Source organism: uncultured Comamonas sp. (assembly GCF_964277875.1).
GTDB lineage: Bacteria > Pseudomonadota > Gammaproteobacteria > Burkholderiales > Burkholderiaceae_C > Comamonas > Comamonas sediminis.
Genome location: NZ_CAXYJV010000042.1, coordinates 24,655 through 40,788 on the forward strand (window position 1 = coordinate 24,655; position 16,134 = coordinate 40,788).

At 54.5% G+C, this 16,134-nt stretch carries 11 protein-coding genes; 1 reads left to right on the forward strand and 10 read right to left on the reverse strand.

All coding sequences use genetic code 11. The features are described 5' to 3' along the window. Positions 1 to 72 precede the first annotated feature (72 nt). On the reverse strand, positions 73 to 1,515 hold the full coding sequence (locus tag ACHWUQ_RS17080; protein ID WP_373449849.1) for an NAD-dependent succinate-semialdehyde dehydrogenase: 1,443 nt from the start codon (positions 1,513 to 1,515) through the stop codon (positions 73 to 75). A 295-nt stretch (positions 1,516 to 1,810) separates the two neighbouring features. On the opposite strand from ACHWUQ_RS17080, the gene ACHWUQ_RS17085 reads away from it, so the two are divergent. After that, positions 1,811 to 2,242 (forward strand): energy transducer TonB, encoded by a 432-nt coding sequence (locus ACHWUQ_RS17085; RefSeq protein WP_394681857.1) that lies wholly within the window; start codon positions 1,811 to 1,813, stop codon positions 2,240 to 2,242. Between the two features lie 107 nt (positions 2,243 to 2,349). On the opposite strand, the gene ACHWUQ_RS17090 is transcribed toward ACHWUQ_RS17085, so the two are convergent. The 9 genes from ACHWUQ_RS17090 to ACHWUQ_RS17130 all read right to left on the reverse strand — a co-directional run bounded on the left by ACHWUQ_RS17090 (position 2,350) and on the right by ACHWUQ_RS17130 (position 15,611). Continuing rightward, positions 2,350 to 3,135, reverse strand: a complete 786-nt coding sequence (locus tag ACHWUQ_RS17090; protein WP_394681858.1) for an HAD-IIB family hydrolase — start codon at positions 3,133 to 3,135, stop codon at positions 2,350 to 2,352. Between the two features lie 17 nt (positions 3,136 to 3,152). Next, on the reverse strand, positions 3,153 to 5,054 hold the full coding sequence (locus ACHWUQ_RS17095; protein WP_394681859.1) for an acyltransferase family protein: 1,902 nt from the start codon (positions 5,052 to 5,054) through the stop codon (positions 3,153 to 3,155). A 6-nt stretch (positions 5,055 to 5,060) separates the two neighbouring features. Continuing rightward, positions 5,061 to 6,077 (reverse strand): acyltransferase family protein, encoded by a 1,017-nt coding sequence (locus ACHWUQ_RS17100; RefSeq protein WP_394681860.1) that lies wholly within the window; start codon positions 6,075 to 6,077, stop codon positions 5,061 to 5,063. Between the two features lie 136 nt (positions 6,078 to 6,213). Continuing rightward, the gene (locus ACHWUQ_RS17105; protein ID WP_394681861.1) at positions 6,214 to 8,328 is read right to left on the reverse strand and encodes a hypothetical protein; all 2,115 of its coding nucleotides are present in this window, start codon (positions 8,326 to 8,328) and stop codon (positions 6,214 to 6,216) included. 167 nt (positions 8,329 to 8,495) lie between these two features. Beyond that, positions 8,496 to 8,897 (reverse strand): GtrA family protein, encoded by a 402-nt coding sequence (locus ACHWUQ_RS17110; protein WP_313332541.1) that lies wholly within the window; start codon positions 8,895 to 8,897, stop codon positions 8,496 to 8,498. Then, positions 8,897 to 9,871, reverse strand: coding sequence for a glycosyltransferase family 2 protein (locus tag ACHWUQ_RS17115; protein ID WP_313332542.1), 975 nt, complete (start codon positions 9,869 to 9,871; stop codon positions 8,897 to 8,899). The genes ACHWUQ_RS17110 and ACHWUQ_RS17115 overlap by 1 nt, the downstream gene beginning before the upstream one ends. A 21-nt stretch (positions 9,872 to 9,892) precedes the next feature. Then, positions 9,893 to 11,611 carry a hypothetical protein gene (locus tag ACHWUQ_RS17120; protein WP_394681862.1) on the reverse strand — a complete coding sequence of 573 codons (1,719 nt, stop codon included), beginning with the start codon at positions 11,609 to 11,611 and terminating at the stop codon, positions 9,893 to 9,895. Between the two features lie 51 nt (positions 11,612 to 11,662). Then, a complete protein-coding gene (locus tag ACHWUQ_RS17125) occupies positions 11,663 to 12,853 on the reverse strand; it encodes a hypothetical protein (protein WP_394681863.1) in 1,191 nt (396 codons plus the stop codon). A gap of 925 nt (positions 12,854 to 13,778) precedes the next feature. Further along, positions 13,779 to 15,611, reverse strand: a complete 1,833-nt coding sequence (locus tag ACHWUQ_RS17130; RefSeq protein ID WP_394681864.1) for a GBS Bsp-like repeat-containing protein — start codon at positions 15,609 to 15,611, stop codon at positions 13,779 to 13,781. Positions 15,612 to 16,134: the final 523 nt, after the last annotated feature.

Consider the following 16,134-nt stretch of genomic DNA (forward strand, 5'->3'; position numbering starts at 1 on the left):
CCAAGAAAAAAGCAAGTCCGCAGACTTGCTTTTTTTGTGACCAAGGCCTGCGCACAGGCCCTTGGACTGTCTTTAGACGGCCGTGATCGACACCGCCTTGGAGTTCAGGTATGCCTCCATGGCTTCCGGGCCGCCTTCGCTGCCGTAGCCCGAATCCTTCACGCCGCCGAAGGGGAACTCGGCCGTTGGCGTGGCCGCCTGGTTGATCCAGACCATGCCCGCTTCGATCTGGTTCGACAGCAACTGCACGTTCTTGTACGCACGGGTGTAGGCATAGGCCGCCAGGCCGAAAGGCAGGCGGTTGGCTTCGGTGATCGCGTCTTCGAGCTTCGTAAAGCTGCGGATCGCGGCAATCGGGCCAAAGGGCTCGTCGTTGAACACCGAGGCGTTCATCGGCACATCCGCCAGGATGGTGGGGGCGAAGAAGTTGCCTTCGCTGCCCACACGTGCGCCACCGGTGGCGACCTTGGCACCCTTGGCGGCGGCGTCTTCGACGACCTGGGCCATCGCAGTCAGGCGGCGGGCATTGGCCAGGGGGCCCAGGGTGGTGCCGTCGCTCAGGCCATCACCCAGCTTCAGGCTTTCGGCGTGCTTGACGAAGGCGCTGACAAAGGCGTCCTTCACATCGGCGTGCACCAGGAACCGGGTGGGCGAGATGCAGACCTGACCGGCATTGCGGAACTTGGCCGCAGCGGTGGCCTTGACGGCCAGTTCCACATCGGCGTCTTCTGCGACGATCACCGGTGCGTGGCCGCCCAGCTCCATCGTCACGCGCTTCATGTGCGAGCCAGCCAGTGCGGCCAGCTGCTTGCCCACGGCGGTGGAGCCGGTGAAGGTCACCTTGCGGATGATCGGGTGGGGGATCAGGTACTCGGAGATTTCGGCGGGCGAGCCGAACAGCAGGCCCAGCACGCCCTTGGGCAGGCCGGCATCGACAAAGCACTGCAGCAGCGCGGCAGGGGATGCGGGGGTTTCTTCCGGCGCCTTCAGCAGGAAGGAGCAACCGGTGCCCAGCGCGGCGCCGAGCTTGCGCACCACCTGGTTGACAGGGAAGTTCCAGGGTGTGAACGCAGCGATGGGGCCGACCGGCTCCTTGATCACCAGCTGCTGCACATTGGGCACGCGGGCGGGCACGATGCGGCCATAGACGCGCAGGCCTTCATCGGCAAACCATTCGATGATGCCGGCGCCAGCGAGCACTTCGCCCTTGGCTTCGGCAAAAGGCTTGCCTTGCTCCTGGGTCAGCAGGCGGCCAATTTGCTCGGCACGCTCACGCAGCAGCGCGGCAGCACGGCGCATGGTGTTGGCGCGCTCGATGGCAGGGGTTGCACGCCAGACCAGGAAACCCGCCTGAGCGGCTTCCAATGCACGGTCCATGTCTTTCTTGGTGGCATGAGCGACCTTGCCGATGGGCTTGCCGGTAGCAGGGTTCAGCACATCGATGGTCTTGCCATCGGAGGCATCTTGCCATTCGTTGTTGATCAGCAGTCGGGTATCCGGATATGCAGTGGTCATTGCCATTTTTCCTTGCGTGTCTTGGAGGTATCCAGTGGTCGGGCCGTCGCCGGCAGCCCGGAGGATGGCTGCAGGCGATCAACTTCAAATCCTAACCGCTAGTGTCAATGCGCGTAGTCACCCACGGCAATTTCGACATGCGGGAGCGGGCATGTACCGGATTTCTCCACAATGGGGCCGCAGGCCCGTGGTAAAACATGGGGTTTGCTGCGCGGGCAGCGTTGTTGTACCGCGCCCTGTGCACGCCAGGTTGGCCTGGGCCGCACCACCACGAGACTTTTGGAAGCTTCAGACCATGTCATTGATCCGTACCAGTTCTGCCGTTGTCACCGTTCTTGCCGCACTGCTGGCGGGCTGCGCCACCAACCAGTCGGCTCCCACCCCTGATGCTGCCGCTGCTGCGGCCACCGCCCCTGCGGCCAATGCAGCCCCTGTGGTGGCCGGCTGTGCCGACAACGCTTGCGACACCGCGCCCCAGCTGCTGACGGGTGCCTCTCCCCGTTTCCCTTACCCGGCTGGTGCCCAGCCCCAACCGGCCAGCGTGCGCGTGCAGTTCGTCGTCAACACCGATGGCGCCGTCAGCGATGTGAAGACCCTGACTACCACCTCCCGCGATATGGCGACCGAGGTGGAGCGCGCAGTGCGCCAGTGGAAGTACCGCCCTGCGATGAAGAACAACCAGCCGATGAAGGTCATCCTGCAGCAGCAGTTCGACTTCAAGCCCTGATGCAGACATAGCGCTTCCACGCGTTCCGCATGACAAAACGCCCGTTGCACCTCAGGTGCCGCGGGCGTTTTTGCCGTGCAGGGGCGGCTGGTTCGCCGCCCCAGCGCTTACTTCAGCGCGCAGATGCGTTCGGCCAGCTCGATAAAGCCAGCGCCGCGCTCGCCGCGCGTCACATAGCGCGGCAGGTGCTGCAGCTGGGGCACAAAGCGCTCGATATTGGCCACGCCAAAGCTGTTGCCGAAATGCTGGAACATCAGCTGGTCATTGGTGGAGTCGCCGATATAGCACCACTGCCCGATTTCCGCGTCCAGATCGCGACCGAACAAGGTCTTGACGATCCAGCGCGCGCCTTCGAGCTTGTTGTGCCCGCCAAACCAGCCATTGATATGGATGGAGCTGACGGTGGCATTCATGCCGGCCTCCTGCATCAGCGCCACACAGCGGTCGATATCGGCCTGCGGCATCTGCGTGAACTCGCTGTGGTCCACGGCAATATCGCATTCGCGCCCGGCCGAATCGGTGGCGCGCTGCGCACCCGGCACCGTCTGCTCGATCTGCGCGAGCACCGCCTGCATCTTCGCAAAGTTGGCGACGCGCGTGGCCTCGTCCTGCTGGTAGAGCTTGTCCAGCCCGCCGCTGGCATTGCGGCGCAGCGCCACGGCACCGTTCTCGGCCACGATGGCATCCACCGGCCAGGCAGCGGCAAAGGGCTCGCTCCAGCCCACCGGCCGGCCGGTGATGGGGATCACGGCCAGGCCCTTGGCCTTGAGGGCAGCGATGGCCTGCACCACGTTGTCAGGGACGCTGCCCTCTGTGGTCAGGGTGTCGTCGATATCGGTCAGCAGGCCGAGGATGGGCAGAGAGGGCGGATTCCAGGTGTCAAGAGCTAGCATTGCGGAGGCGAGAGAGACTAATCAAAGATGTGGGGGGCTATTTTTTCGGCCAGATACAGCGATCCGGCCTTGGTCAGGTGCCCCCAGTCGACCGCGGTCATGCCCGCAATGGTGCCATCAACGGAGGTCAGGCACCCGGCGGGCGTGCAGAACACGTCCAGCGCGGACAGGTAAGTGGTTTTGGTTTTCTGCAAATGGCGGCTGAAATAGGCGTCCCATTGCGCTTCATTGGCAGACAGTCCCTGCTGCATGTAACGCGGAAAGGCATCCTGGTCGTTGATGAAGTCCATCAAGCTCTTCTGCAGCGAGACCGACCAGTGGGGGACGGGGCCGATGACGACAATGTGGCTGTGAGGACTGACGGCCTGCAAGCGGGCAATGGTTGCTTGCAAAGCGGCCAGCTCCTTGTGTGGCTCATCGCTGCTGTTTTTGCCATTCATCATCCAGTTGATGACGATCTTCTGGGGTTGCAAGGCCGCAATGGCCTGCAGCTTGGCTTCGTTGATATTCCGAAGTGGTGCCCCTCCATCGATCTGCCCCTCCTGAAAAAAAGGTGGAGCATTGCCATCTGTCAATTGGATGATGCCGTAGTCCGTGTATTTGCTGTCGCGCTCGTGCCGCAAGCCTTCATACAGCGTCGCCGCGTAGGAATCGCCGAACAACACCATATTCTTGCTGCGTGTTTTCAGGCAGCCGTTGCGCTCGCGGTCTGCCATCGACACCGAATGGCAGACCTGATGGCGGATGTTCTTCTGAAACTCAAAGTGGTCGTAGAGGTTTTCGATGCGGGCCAACTGCTGCAAGGCCTCATTGGCACGGTGGCTGAGGAACCAGGTTTGCGGAACCAGCGCGGTGGCGAGCACTATCACTGCTGCAGCGCCGTACCAGGCAAAGCGCTGGTGAGAGGTCCGCTTAGCGCTTCTGGCGGGGTTTTCGATGAATCGCCAGGACAGGTAAGCCAATACCAAGGTCGCCACGATCAGGGCGAAGGCATAGTGCTCAAAGGAGGGCTTGCCAAAGCGGTAGATCCAGAAAGCAAACAGGGGCTGGTGCCACAAATAGGCGCTGTAGCTGATCTGACCGAGCCAGACCATCGGCGGCAACTGCAGCAAGCGGGTAGCCACGCCGCCAGGGCTTTGTGCGACCAGCACCAAGGCCGTGCCCAGCGTCGGGATCAAGGTATAGGCGCCGGGATGGGGCAAGTGTGCACTCAGCCCCAACAGCGCAACCAGGATCAATGCCAGACCCAGCACCGACATGGCGACCCGCGTTTTGGCCGCCAGCGTGTACTGCGCAACCCAGAGTGCCCCCAGTGCTCCGATCAACAGTTCCCAGGCCCGTGCAGGCAGCAAATAGAACGCGGCATTGGGGTAGGCAGATACGGTGGCGACCGCCCAGATGAAGCTCGCTGAAGCACACAGTGCGATCGCTGCCCAACGCCAGCGTGAGTTGCGCAGCGCAAACGCCAGCAGAGGAAAGAGGATGTAGTACTGCTCTTCCACCCCCAGGCTCCAGGTGTGGAGCAGGGGCTTGAGCTCGCTGGCGGGTTCGAAATAGCTGCTGTGCAGCCAGAAATAGATGTTGGACGCAAAGCCCAAGGTGGCAAACAAGCTGTTGCGGAAATCGGCAAACGCGAGCGGCGTCAGCAGCAGGCGTGCGAAGCCGTAGCTCAGCAGCAAGACAAAAAACAGTGCTGGAAGAATGCGCCGCGCCCGTCTCTCGTAGAAACGCAACAGGCTGTAGCGGCCTTCGGCAATTTCGCTGAACAGAATGCGGCCAATCAAAAAGCCGCTGATGACAAAAAAGATGTCGACACCGAAAAATCCTCCTGGCAGTTGCCGGGATAAACCAGCATGGAAGAGGATGACGGAGCCTACGGCGATGGCGCGTAAGCCATCAATATCTTTTCTGTACTGCATGCCAACTTATTGCCAACGGGTTTTGAGCCGCAGTGCTGGCTGTTCCACCAAACGCCAGGACAGCCAGCCGGCCACCAAAGTCAGCATTACCACGATGGCCAGGCTGCTGGTGAAACCCAGATCGGGCGCCAGCAAGCGTACCGTCTGCTGGATAGGAAACGCATACAGATAAGTACCATAGGAGACATCGCCAAACCTGCCTGCCTGAGACAACACAGGCCAGGAGGCGGTACCCACAGCCAGCAGTACTGCTGGCAGAAACAGCAAGATCGCAGAGTAGGAAAATCCGCACGCATAGGCAGTCAGCGCACAAACACAGGCAATAGCCGCAAACAGCGCACGGCGCTGCAAAAACTGCTGGTGGAAGCAGGCAATCAACGAGCCAAACGCAAAGTACGCCGGAAACTCCCACCAGTGGGTCATCACTCCCGTCAAATCCACAGTCTTATGGGTAAGAAACCACAGCAGATATGCAGCGCAGATGGCTGCCCACAGCCAACGAAAGCGCAGCAGCCCGCATGCTCCCGCTGCTGCCAGTACGGCATAGCAGCTCACCTCGATGGGGATGGTCCATAAAGAGCCATTGACCGTATCCGGGAAGGTATTGCCTGCAAATACCCCCGGCAGACCGAAGCGCGTCTGCAGCAACAAATTGTGCAGATAGTCCCAGGTCATAGGGTGTCGGAAGTAATCGGGAAGCGGCAAGGTTGTAACGCTGGAGCCCAATACCAAGGTGGCCAGCAATACCACCGTCAGCAACGCAGGCCAGATGCGCAGCGCACGTTTCGCACAAAAGGCCCATAGGCGTGGTTGGTAGAACCAGCTGAGAGTGACCAGATATCCGCTGATTACAAAGAAAGCCATCACAGCCACACCACCGACCATTGCCACATTCATCCAGGCTGGGGGCGTTGTGCCGGTGATCGGGTACTGGTGGCTGTACAGCACGGCCAAAGCGGCGGCCAAGCGCAAGGCGTCGAAATTATTGACGGGGTGCAGGCGCGACGGCGCGATGCTGTTCATAAACTAACTTGTGATGATCCACACACAGAAACTACGTCGAAAATTGCTGTTGACTGAGATGTGGTGGGAGTGCTGGCCATGGAATTCTTCTTCACACGATGAGAGGCCACCTCCGCAGGAAGTAGCGTTTTCAATTTTAACGGTCCATTGACTCACACTGGGGCACAGAGGGCGGATTCACTATCAAATTTCGCTCTCCCGTCTTTTTATCAACGGCGATCATCGATAAGCAATCAGGCATCTTCCCACGATTTCCAGAAAGAGTCAGGCGAAAGCCATTTAGCGCTGATATTTCATTGTCTGTGTTGAGCGGTAAATCAGTACGAACCATGGTGATCCACTCGATTGGCTGAGGTAACGGTGGTTGGATCTTGATTTCTAAGGCGCGCTCGGCCATTTCACCTTGCCATCCGCCCCAACCATTTAAAACAATGGCGTCCTCATAGCTTTTCTCGAGACTAAAAAATCCCTGCCTTTGTAAGTCAGGAGAATAGCTGCTAACCACCAAGGCTTGTTTCATTTTCAGAAAATGGTTGATCGGAACCTCTAACGAGTCTGCTTGCCGTAGAGAGGGATGCAGTGCTGGGTAGGGGTTGATGTGGGAGTACCGATTAAAAATGTAATTAAACTCGCCTTCAGGGAGTTCTGGGAAGTGTTTTTTCCAGAAATCAAGATGTGGTACGGGGGTGACGTGGCTCAAAGATCGAAAACCCAAGCCATTGGCCGTTGATCCTGGTAAATCCATGGCGATCAATAGATTGTTGTTGGATTTTTCCTGTTTGCGTAGATAATCAACGACTAAATTATCTTGAAGATTGAATATCGGCCACGCTGACTGCAAGGGGTTGAATCTACCGAAGAACAATGCTCCGAATATAAGTGATGCCATCAAAATCGATGTGTGTGCCAGATGTGGCTTTTTTCTCGCTACCAGATAAGCGATTGCAATCATGGGTAAGAAAGTCAGGTCTTCCCAGCGCTTTGGCGCAATCGGATACTTCAATAAAAGCCAGCCCGCAGCGGCTGTGATAAGTATTGCTAAAAGACGCTGCCAAGAGAAAACCACACCTGTAACATTAGCTGTATAAAACGCCAAAATTGTGAGTGTAACACCGCTTGCAAATTGCATTCTCACCGATTGGACGTTGTTCCATAGCAAAATCATTCCGATATTTGCGGGGATGGGGAGTAGCATCCATGCGCATTGCATAGCGAATGCAATAGACAGGCCGATAAATACTTTGCGGTGTATTGGGTCATTCCAGAGAATATTGAAATTCCTGTAGTTTAGAACCAGTAGAATGGAAATGTAGTAATACATTCCCACTGATCCGATTTCGGACATGTTGATGCCTATCAGATCCTTGTAACTCCAAGAGAAGTTGATGGCCGGAAAAAACCACGAGAGCCAAAACCTCGAAGGAACGCCTCCTCCGTCTAGATGCCGCCCTCCTGGATACAGTGTTGCACTCGTTGCTTTCAGGTAGTCATAATGGTATAGCGCAGCAGTCGCAGCCGCGAGCATTGCGAATATCAGTAAAAAGGCTAGATTGGGGAGTTTAAATAGCTTGGGCAGCCGCAGGACTAAAATAGCGAAGCCAACAAATGCCAAAGATATTTGGACCGGTGGATAAAGATTTGTTAACAGCCAGGCAACTGCGGCATAATAGAAAAGGAGTAGCTGCCAGATTGGTTTTATTCGTAAGAAGAATGGAATGATAACCCAAGGAAACATTGCCACTAGTGGGCCTTTTTCATTCCACCAAAATTGGCTGAAGCCTGTGAAGTACAGGCTAAATGACAGTAGGATCGCTATATTGTTACTGGCGCCGAATTTTTTGAAGAGAAAGGCATATCCAGCTATAAAGAGTGAAAATATGGCAAACCAATGGAAAGAATAGGCGTAGGCCGGGTTTGCCCATCCATAGAGCCACATGGTTGGCTTGAAGATGAAACCCCAATCGGCTATAGGTAAGCCATAATTGATCCGTAAGTCTTCTTCATATAACGAAGTTTTGTTAAATCTTTTGAAGTCGTTATTGACGGTAGCCTGGGTCATTGGAGTGACGACCGCCCATTCATCACTGCGGACTGGTCTTGCTTCTCCAAAATCAGGCTTGATATCTACGTATCCAAGATGATACTTTAGAAAATATGCATAGGATGATGGTGACCAAGTATTGCTTATATACACCGTGCCTGCGATCAGAAATATAAGTATAAACAAATTTCTAAGCCGGGTAGATTTCATTAAAACTTCCAATATTTTGTTTGAGATTCATTGGGGTGTAATCTCAAGGAGTAATTCCCTCTTCTAAACTATGAAGTGGTCTACACCTTGGGTATAGGCAATGTCCGCGGTATATTTTTACTGCAGCGGGAATGGTAAAACCGCCAACCGCCTAACGCTGTCTAGTTTCAGTGAGACTGGCGGTATAGCAGCCGGGTCATGCTGAGGTAGTTCACCGTCATCGCGACGAGGGTACCGGCTGCTACATACAGCATCAGCCACAGCGGGCCTTGGGGAAAGATCCAGGCCAGCAACGAGTAAACCGCCAAGTTGACTGCGCCTCCGCCCAGCATCAGACCCAGATAGCGCAGGTACTCGGTCAGTAGGCCCCCGGAGGCGCTGCGACCTGCAAAGGAAATATTGCGATTGATCAGCCAAGTGGTGGTAGCGGCCAGCCAGAATGATACGGCTCTTGCGGCATACACCCCCAGCGTATTCCGCAGCAAGGTCAGCACCGCGACATCAACAACAAAAGCGAGCGAACCGGCGATCAGAAACCAGAGCACCGAGCGCTTGATCTTGAAACCCATCACTTGCTCGGTGTATTGGCCACGGATGCCAGATAAGCAAACTGCTTGATCTCGCGCCGTGTCAAGGTAATGGCTTGCAGGATCAGGCCAGTAACAAAAAACACGCCTCCGCAGACCATCATGGCGGTCACCAAACCCAAGGTTGGAAAGCGTCGCACCATGCCGGTATGGCTGTACTCCATCACGATGGGTACGGCCAGTGCAATGGCGATCAGTGCCAGTGCCGCGCCCAGCCAGCCGAAGAACTGCAGGGGCTTCTCGCTGACTACCAGGCGGCCAATGGTCTTGAGGATGCGCCAGCCGTCGCGGTAGGTGGACAACTTGCTGGCGGAGCCCTCAGGCCGGGCGCCGTAAGGCGTATCGACCTCGGTACAAGGCATGCGCAGCTCCAGCGCATGCACATTCAGCTCGGTCTCGATCTCGAAGCCCTGCGAGTGTGCAGGGAAGGATTTGACATAGCGCCGCGAGAACACCCGGTAGCCCGAGAGCATGTCACGGAAACTGCCGCCAAAAATCTGCTGTACTGTACCCGTCAACAGCTTGTTGCCCCAGCGGTGGCCGGGGCGGTAGGTGATACCTGTGTCGCCGGGTGCGGCTTCAGCCTCTACGCGCGCGCCCACCACCATGTCTAGCTGCTGGTCAATCAACATATCGATGAGCTTGCGTGCCGAAGGCGCGTGGTAGGTCGCGTCGCCATCGGCCATCACATAGATATCGGCATCCACATCGGCAAACATGCGGCGCACCACATTGCCTTTGCCCTTCAGATTGACATTGCGCAGATGCGCGCCTACTTCAACGGCGATCTCGGCGGTGCGGTCCGTCGAGAGGTTGTTGAAGATATAGATCTCTGCCTCGGGCAATGCCTGCCGAAAGCCTTCCACCACTGGGCGCACGGTCAGTTCTTCGTTGTGGCAGGGGAGGATGACGGCGATGCGCTGGTTGCGGTAGAGGTTGGATGGATTCACGGTCATGTCAGAGTTATTCTTCATCATTCAAGCGGCTGCCGCATTGTGCCTGACGCTCGGAGATAGCCAATGCAGCACTCCCCAGCATGTGACAGGGATCATAGCCAGCGACAGTGGGACCAACGGAGAGAGGTAGAGCATGTTATTGCTGGGTATTGACGTTGCCTCCAAGAATCCTAGTAACAAAACCCGCGTGATAATTCCTCCGGCAATCGCCGAGGTTACCCACCACTCTGGTGGAGGAAGCGTTCGTCTGCGCAGGGACTGAATCACGGTAAGCATGGATCCGGTGAGCCAGACTAAGAACGCCAATGGCAGGGCAGTCGTAGCCAACTTGGATATAGCGCTGGTTAGCCACTGCGCTAGACGCATACGAAGCGCATCACGTGGCGATTTCAGTGTGTGTTCGCCCCAAGGACCTAGTGTGTCTGCTCTCAAGGCCAGTGGGCCGTTGGTGACAGAGTCAAACAACGCTAAATATTTGATATCGCCTTCGCTTGGGCGCTGATACGCAGCACTTTTGCCAAGGGAAGAAAGCGTTTGAAACACTGCCCAGGATGCATGCAAGGTATCAACCGCATAGCCTTCATGCCATGGTGGAAGAAGGGTCTTGCGCATTGGCAGGCAGTCGCTAGGGCGCAGTCTGCAGCCCTCTTCAATTTCGGCCGAAAGTCGCCTGAAAAATGCTTTTGCATCGCGCGGGCTGTTGTAATGGCCGGCCTGAGCCACTGCGTCACGAAATGCCCACATGAACCAGCCGGAAAGAATCTCAGGACAGGGCGAGGTCTGGGTTTGGTTGCAACCGGCCTGTCGCCAGCCTTCCCCGCCAGCGCCTTCAAAATAGGGTTTGAGTTCACGCGCTGCAGCACTCATTTCATAAGCACGTTCACGTGCGTCTTTAGGAAAAAGCACGTATCGCTCCCAGTTGTCATGACGAATGCGTGTCAATGCACCATAGCCTGCTTGGTAATCACTGGAACGGAAATCGTTGTTGCGAAAGGTTCCATAAACCGCATAATTCACAGAATTGATCGTGAACACAACGCAGGATGCCACGAGCAAGGGAAGTGCCAAAAATGCCAGAGTCGCACGCCACTGTGCACGCCAAGGGGTCTGGCGCATCAGCCAATACAACATCAATAGCAGCATGGAGGGAACGAGCCACACTCCTTCTTCTCGGGTGATCCAGAACCAGCCTGCTGTCAGGCCTAGAGCCACCAGGGTCAGCCATTGCATTCGCAATTGACCAGCGACCGGTACGCGCAGGGGAAGCACCCAGCAGCGGATCCCCAATGTCAGCAGTAGCAACGCCTGCGATATGTACAGCCCTTCGCGTACCACACGGCCTCCGACATCCGCAAACCAAGCAGTAGGTATGAAGGCTAACAGTAAAAAACAGGCTAGCGCAGCTGTGTGAGAGCGATAAAGCTGGGAAATTGTGAGGGAGAAGTAAGCGGCGACCGCGAGATAAAGCGCATGCTCACTGAATTTAAGAGGCAAGCCAGTTGCATGATTGACAAGCATGAACAACGAGTAGCCAATTCCTTTTGATAGCGTCAGGTTGTTATAAGCACCCAGCCAGTTTCCAAGGCCAATTTCTGCGGCTTGCCTAACAAAAAGAAGATCATCAAATGAGGCACCTGCTAGTGCGTGAATGGGGAAAGCCATCCGAATCCACAAAGACAGCAAGCTGATAACTGCCATGCACAACCAAACACGGTGATTATTATTGATCCGATTTTTCATAAAGACACGATTTAACCTTGAGGATCTTTAGATGTGCTGTTTTTTACGTTTTCACAAACTCGATGAGTCAATTCTTGCCAAATTGAGAGCACGCTTATGATTGACGTTAGGCAACATGGACAAGGACAAGAATTCCGGTCTCAAACGATACAGCCTAACCTCACCATCAACCAGCACTAATTCAAAATATTGCAAAAATTCAGGCTGTTGTGCCACAGTCGGCGCCCGGCCAGTGTGGATCACCAGAGCGGTAAAGCCTTTGGTTCCCAGTTTGTAGTGCAGCCGCTGCGCAGCCAGGTTTTGGTAGTCGCGGTAGCGCCATGGGCCGAAGATATCTCCCCATGTGGCACGCGGCGCATAGTACAGGCTGTCTTCCAGGCCCATCTGGTACAGCTTGGTCTCTGGGTGTTCTTGCAGGTATCGCCAAATTTGGTGACCAGCAACTTGCTGCTGCAGCACGGCATCGCGTGCGGTATCCGTGGGTGCGATCAGCGGCCAGGATTTGGCGATACTGCGTGCACCGATGAACCCCAGTGCCAGCACCAGTAAAGCCACCAACACGGCTGCCAGGCGTTGGCCTGGCTTGGCAGGCAGTTGATGCAAGAGTTGCACGCAAACAGCTGCCGACAGCCAGCTAATGAGTGGATAGGCCGGCAGCAGGTAGCGCGGATAGCGGGAACTCAGCAGCCAGACCAAGGCCATATAGGCGGCCACCAGCCAGGCCGCGCGCAGCGCTGGAATGCGTCGCAGAGACGGCAGCAGGGGGGCGGCCAACGCGGGCCACAGTGCCCAATGCGGCCAGCCGGCATGGTTGCGCAGGTCCTGCAGCTGCCAGAGGTAGTCGTCCAGATTCCAGTCCGTGAAGCCCAGCAGGCGCCCGCCCAGCGGGTTGACGGGATCTCCCGTGAGCAGGGCATTGCGGGCGTACCAGTAAATGCATGGCAGCGCAAAGGCCAGGGCGGCACCGATCCAAGTGGGCCATTCGCTGCGGATGCGCCAGCCCGGGCCTTGCAAGCGGTGGCGCCACAGCAGCGCAGCACCCAACAGCGGCAGCAGCCCCAGCACCTGGTACTTGCTGCCAGCGGCTACGCCCAGCAGAAATGCCGCCAGCCACACTGCTCGTCGGCCTGCGGGCCGGGTGCTGACCAGCATGGCGGTGAAAGCGGCGGTCAGAAACAGGGCCACGGCCATGTCTACATAAGCGGCGCTGTAGTGGCTGCGGCTGGTGACCAGCCAGATCACGGTGGCCAGAGCAGCTGCAGTGCCAGCAGGCGCAGGCAGGTATTGCATGGCCAGCCGGTAGAGCAACCAGGCTGTTACCCAGCCGGTGCTCGCATGGATCAGTTGCGGCAGCACATCGTTGCCTAGCACCAGGGCCGCCGCAAAAAGCAGGTCAAAGTTGTAGGGGAACCAGGGGTAGCGCAGCCATTCGTGCACGCCCAGATGTCCGGTCAACGCCCACTCCCGCGCATGGGGCAGGTGGTACATCAGCGCATCCCAGGCGAGGGGCGGGCGCAGCGGGGCGAACAAGGTCGGCAACGTGGCCAGCAGCAAGAGCAGCAGCGGCCATCCCAGCGCAAACCGGGGCCAGGTCAGCTGACGGATTTGCAGCCCAGCAGCCACCAGCCCGCAGCCGATGACAAGCAGCACCGATGTGCTGTTGAGCAAGCCGGCAATGGCGATCACTTGCAATGCGCAAATAACCAAGCCCATGCCCAGCGCGATGCGCAAAGGCTGCCGTGTGGGCAGATCGGAACAGGGCCAGAGCGTAGTGCCCAGGCCCCAGCAGGCTATGGTGAATAGCACCAGCTGTGTATATTGAAAGAGTACAAAGCTGAGCATGTTCATCGCGTAATTTGAGAAAGCCTCATGCTATCGATGTCGTTATGCACCCTTTTCAGGTGTTGGAAAATTGAAGTGTGGTCTCGCAGAAAGCCGGCTAATTAAGGAGAGCTGTTATTCACCTGTAGTCAAAAAAGTCTCCCTCCCTCTAGAGAGACATGTTTTTTAGCAGATGGATCTTAATCTAGGGCTGATTCAGTCGTTGCAAATAAGACGCATGGTGAAATCCATTTTATGGGCAAAGTGAACATGTAAGATTGAATTTAATTCTCAGCGGTATGTAGATTGAATAAATCGTTTTGTGAGCCGGCTTTCTGGATGGGAGTTAGTTGCTGAATAAATCTTTAAATTTAGGAATCATATTTTCCGGTGGGTCTCCAAAAGGCTGACGCATTGTATCCGACCAGTTGTAAACAATAATTCCCGCTGGTGGTGGAGTTCCTTCTCCGCCATTGATGGAGGCAAGAGCGGTTATAGGGTCCGCTTCGGTAACAGTCCATGGCTTTTGCTTTCTTTCGAAATCTATTCGCACGAAATCGAAAGGCAATACTCCAGCGCAAAAGCACGAGGCACCAAAATTTGTATTTGAGATTGAAGCTGCATTGTATGGTCTTCTAATTAATGAGTTTATTGCATCCTGATCTGGGTATGGGATGAGATTTGCCGCAACATGGGTGAATAACATGGATTTTGGGAAATTTCTATTTTCATATTCGTTGGCCACAAATGATATGAAGTCTCTTGATATATCACCTAGGATACTATGGAAATTTTCTTGCAATGGCGGATTGCTTGGGCTGTACTTTAAACCATTTAATGGATTTATGCGATTCGATAAAGCTGCATAACCAATATATGTTGGGCTGATGGGTAAAAAAGATGGTCCTACTTCAGTTTCCCATCCAAAATCAATACCCATAAACAAGCTCTTGGCTAACGGATCGTTAAATATATTGGATTGTATAAAATCAGTAATAAAGCTGATGTCTGACTTTATTTTGTTTCGAACGACAGTACTTTCAAAATTGGGTTTTAATCCCACTGGTAAGTAGCCATTGTTTTCGGTGCGCCCCCAGCCATTGCTGTAAACAGTCAGTGGGGTTCCCCAGTCGGTATATTCGGCCCAGTCAAGCACATCAGCCTGAAATGGATTACCATCTATGGGAAGTACCCATTCGTGGTTTGCATGAATATAGAAATAAAAATTATTAACTTTTGCGCTTTTTACTAAGGCTTTAAGCTCCAGCAACGCTTGCGCTTCTCTCGCAGTAGGATTGTTTTGCATCAGATCTAATGTATATTGCAGGCCAATTCTATATTTTCCGTTTGGACATTCTGGATCGCAAAATGAATTTTTAATGTCTTCGGCCATAGCCAATTGTCCATTGGGCAGGATATTGGCATCTCTCCAGCCGTCAATGGGATTTCCTGCTGCGAATGCGATAATTTGTGGGCGATGCCATTGCGTGCCGCAGTGGGTAACTTCGCCTGAGGAAGAGTGGGCATAAACATGCGTATTAAAAGTTCCATATTCAGGGTTTCCTGGTTTGTGACTTGCCAAGTCAATGTCGGCGTACCAAGTTCCCGAGCCGGCATCAATTCCCTCGTACCAAGTTAAGTCATCCTGCCCGTTCATCTCTCCCCATGTGGGGAATTGAACCCTTTGAGCATTTACAACGTCTCGCGCATATATCCTCAATACGCCTTCATGCGCGACGGTTGTTCGTGCACTGGGCTCGATCGCCCCACAGCTTGGCTGGTTGGAAACCCTCGTCCATGTTGCTCCTCCGCAAACACTTTCCCCCTCAGAGGCATTTTTAACATAAACATGGGTATCGAATCTGCCGTATTCTGGATTGTTGGGTTTGTGGCGTGACATGTCAATGTCTGCATACCAAGTGCCGTTGCCTTGGTTTATGCCCTCATACCAAACCAGGTCATCTTGTCCGTCAACTTCTCCCCATGTGGGGAATCTGGTGCTCGATGTTTCGGCTGAAATACCATGTGCATAGATTCTAAATGTACCTGACGTTTTAGATGTTTGTGAATCCTCCGGAACGACATTGCAGGTTTGAGATAAAGCGGATAGAGGAACTAAAAGAAATAAATAAATGATAACATTTTTGAAATATTTTGACATTTTGTTGAATTCTTTCAAGGTTGGTTGATTTGAAGGGATGGAGAGTATGCCGCATGCTCGTGATTAATGAATTTCTGAAAGTGATTTGATTGAGGTGATTTAATAAAATATATTGAGTTTGCATATGGAGAATGATGGGATTTCTATTGTCAACTTTGATTTTTGAATTTGGATGCGGGAAAGTGCTTGATTGACTAAGCCGCTTTTGAATGCATATTTAATTTATGACATTGTCATGAGTAAATTTTATAATTGCAGGGTATTTCTATATGAGAGATCATGAATTTGAATATAGATTTTATGTCATTGCATAAAATGGCTCCAGTAAATGAGCGTTGATGGGTTTCTGCGAAAATCTGTTTTATTTTTAATGTGGTCGAGGGTGTTCGTGTTTTATTGAAAGGAAAAGGAGTGAGGACATGCCAAGTGAGAATGGCATCAATAAAAGCGGTCATCTAGGGATCCTCTGCAAAACCCTCGCCATGCGGGATGGACGCGGATCGGGATGAGCCGCAAGGCGTCTTTTGCAGTCAATAGCCGT

Bases quoted from the DNA above. Each gene is read 5' to 3' on its own strand.
- ACHWUQ_RS17105 (WP_394681861.1), bottom strand. From the start codon at position 8,328: ATGAAATCTACCCGGCTTAGAAATTTGTTTATACTTATATTTCTGATC.
- ACHWUQ_RS17090 (WP_394681858.1), bottom strand. From the start codon at position 3,135: ATGCTAGCTCTTGACACCTGGAATCCGCCCTCTCTGCCCATCCTCGGC.
- ACHWUQ_RS17120 (WP_394681862.1), bottom strand. From the start codon at position 11,611: ATGAAAAATCGGATCAATAATAATCACCGTGTTTGGTTGTGCATGGCA.
- ACHWUQ_RS17095 (WP_394681859.1), bottom strand. From the start codon at position 5,054: ATGCAGTACAGAAAAGATATTGATGGCTTACGCGCCATCGCCGTAGGC.
- ACHWUQ_RS17115 (WP_313332542.1), bottom strand. From the start codon at position 9,871: ATGACCGTGAATCCATCCAACCTCTACCGCAACCAGCGCATCGCCGTC.
- ACHWUQ_RS17080 (WP_373449849.1), bottom strand. From the start codon at position 1,515: ATGACCACTGCATATCCGGATACCCGACTGCTGATCAACAACGAATGG.
- ACHWUQ_RS17110 (WP_313332541.1), bottom strand. From the start codon at position 8,897: ATGGGTTTCAAGATCAAGCGCTCGGTGCTCTGGTTTCTGATCGCCGGT.
- ACHWUQ_RS17085 (WP_394681857.1), top strand. From the start codon at position 1,811: ATGTCATTGATCCGTACCAGTTCTGCCGTTGTCACCGTTCTTGCCGCA.
- ACHWUQ_RS17100 (WP_394681860.1), bottom strand. From the start codon at position 6,077: ATGAACAGCATCGCGCCGTCGCGCCTGCACCCCGTCAATAATTTCGAC.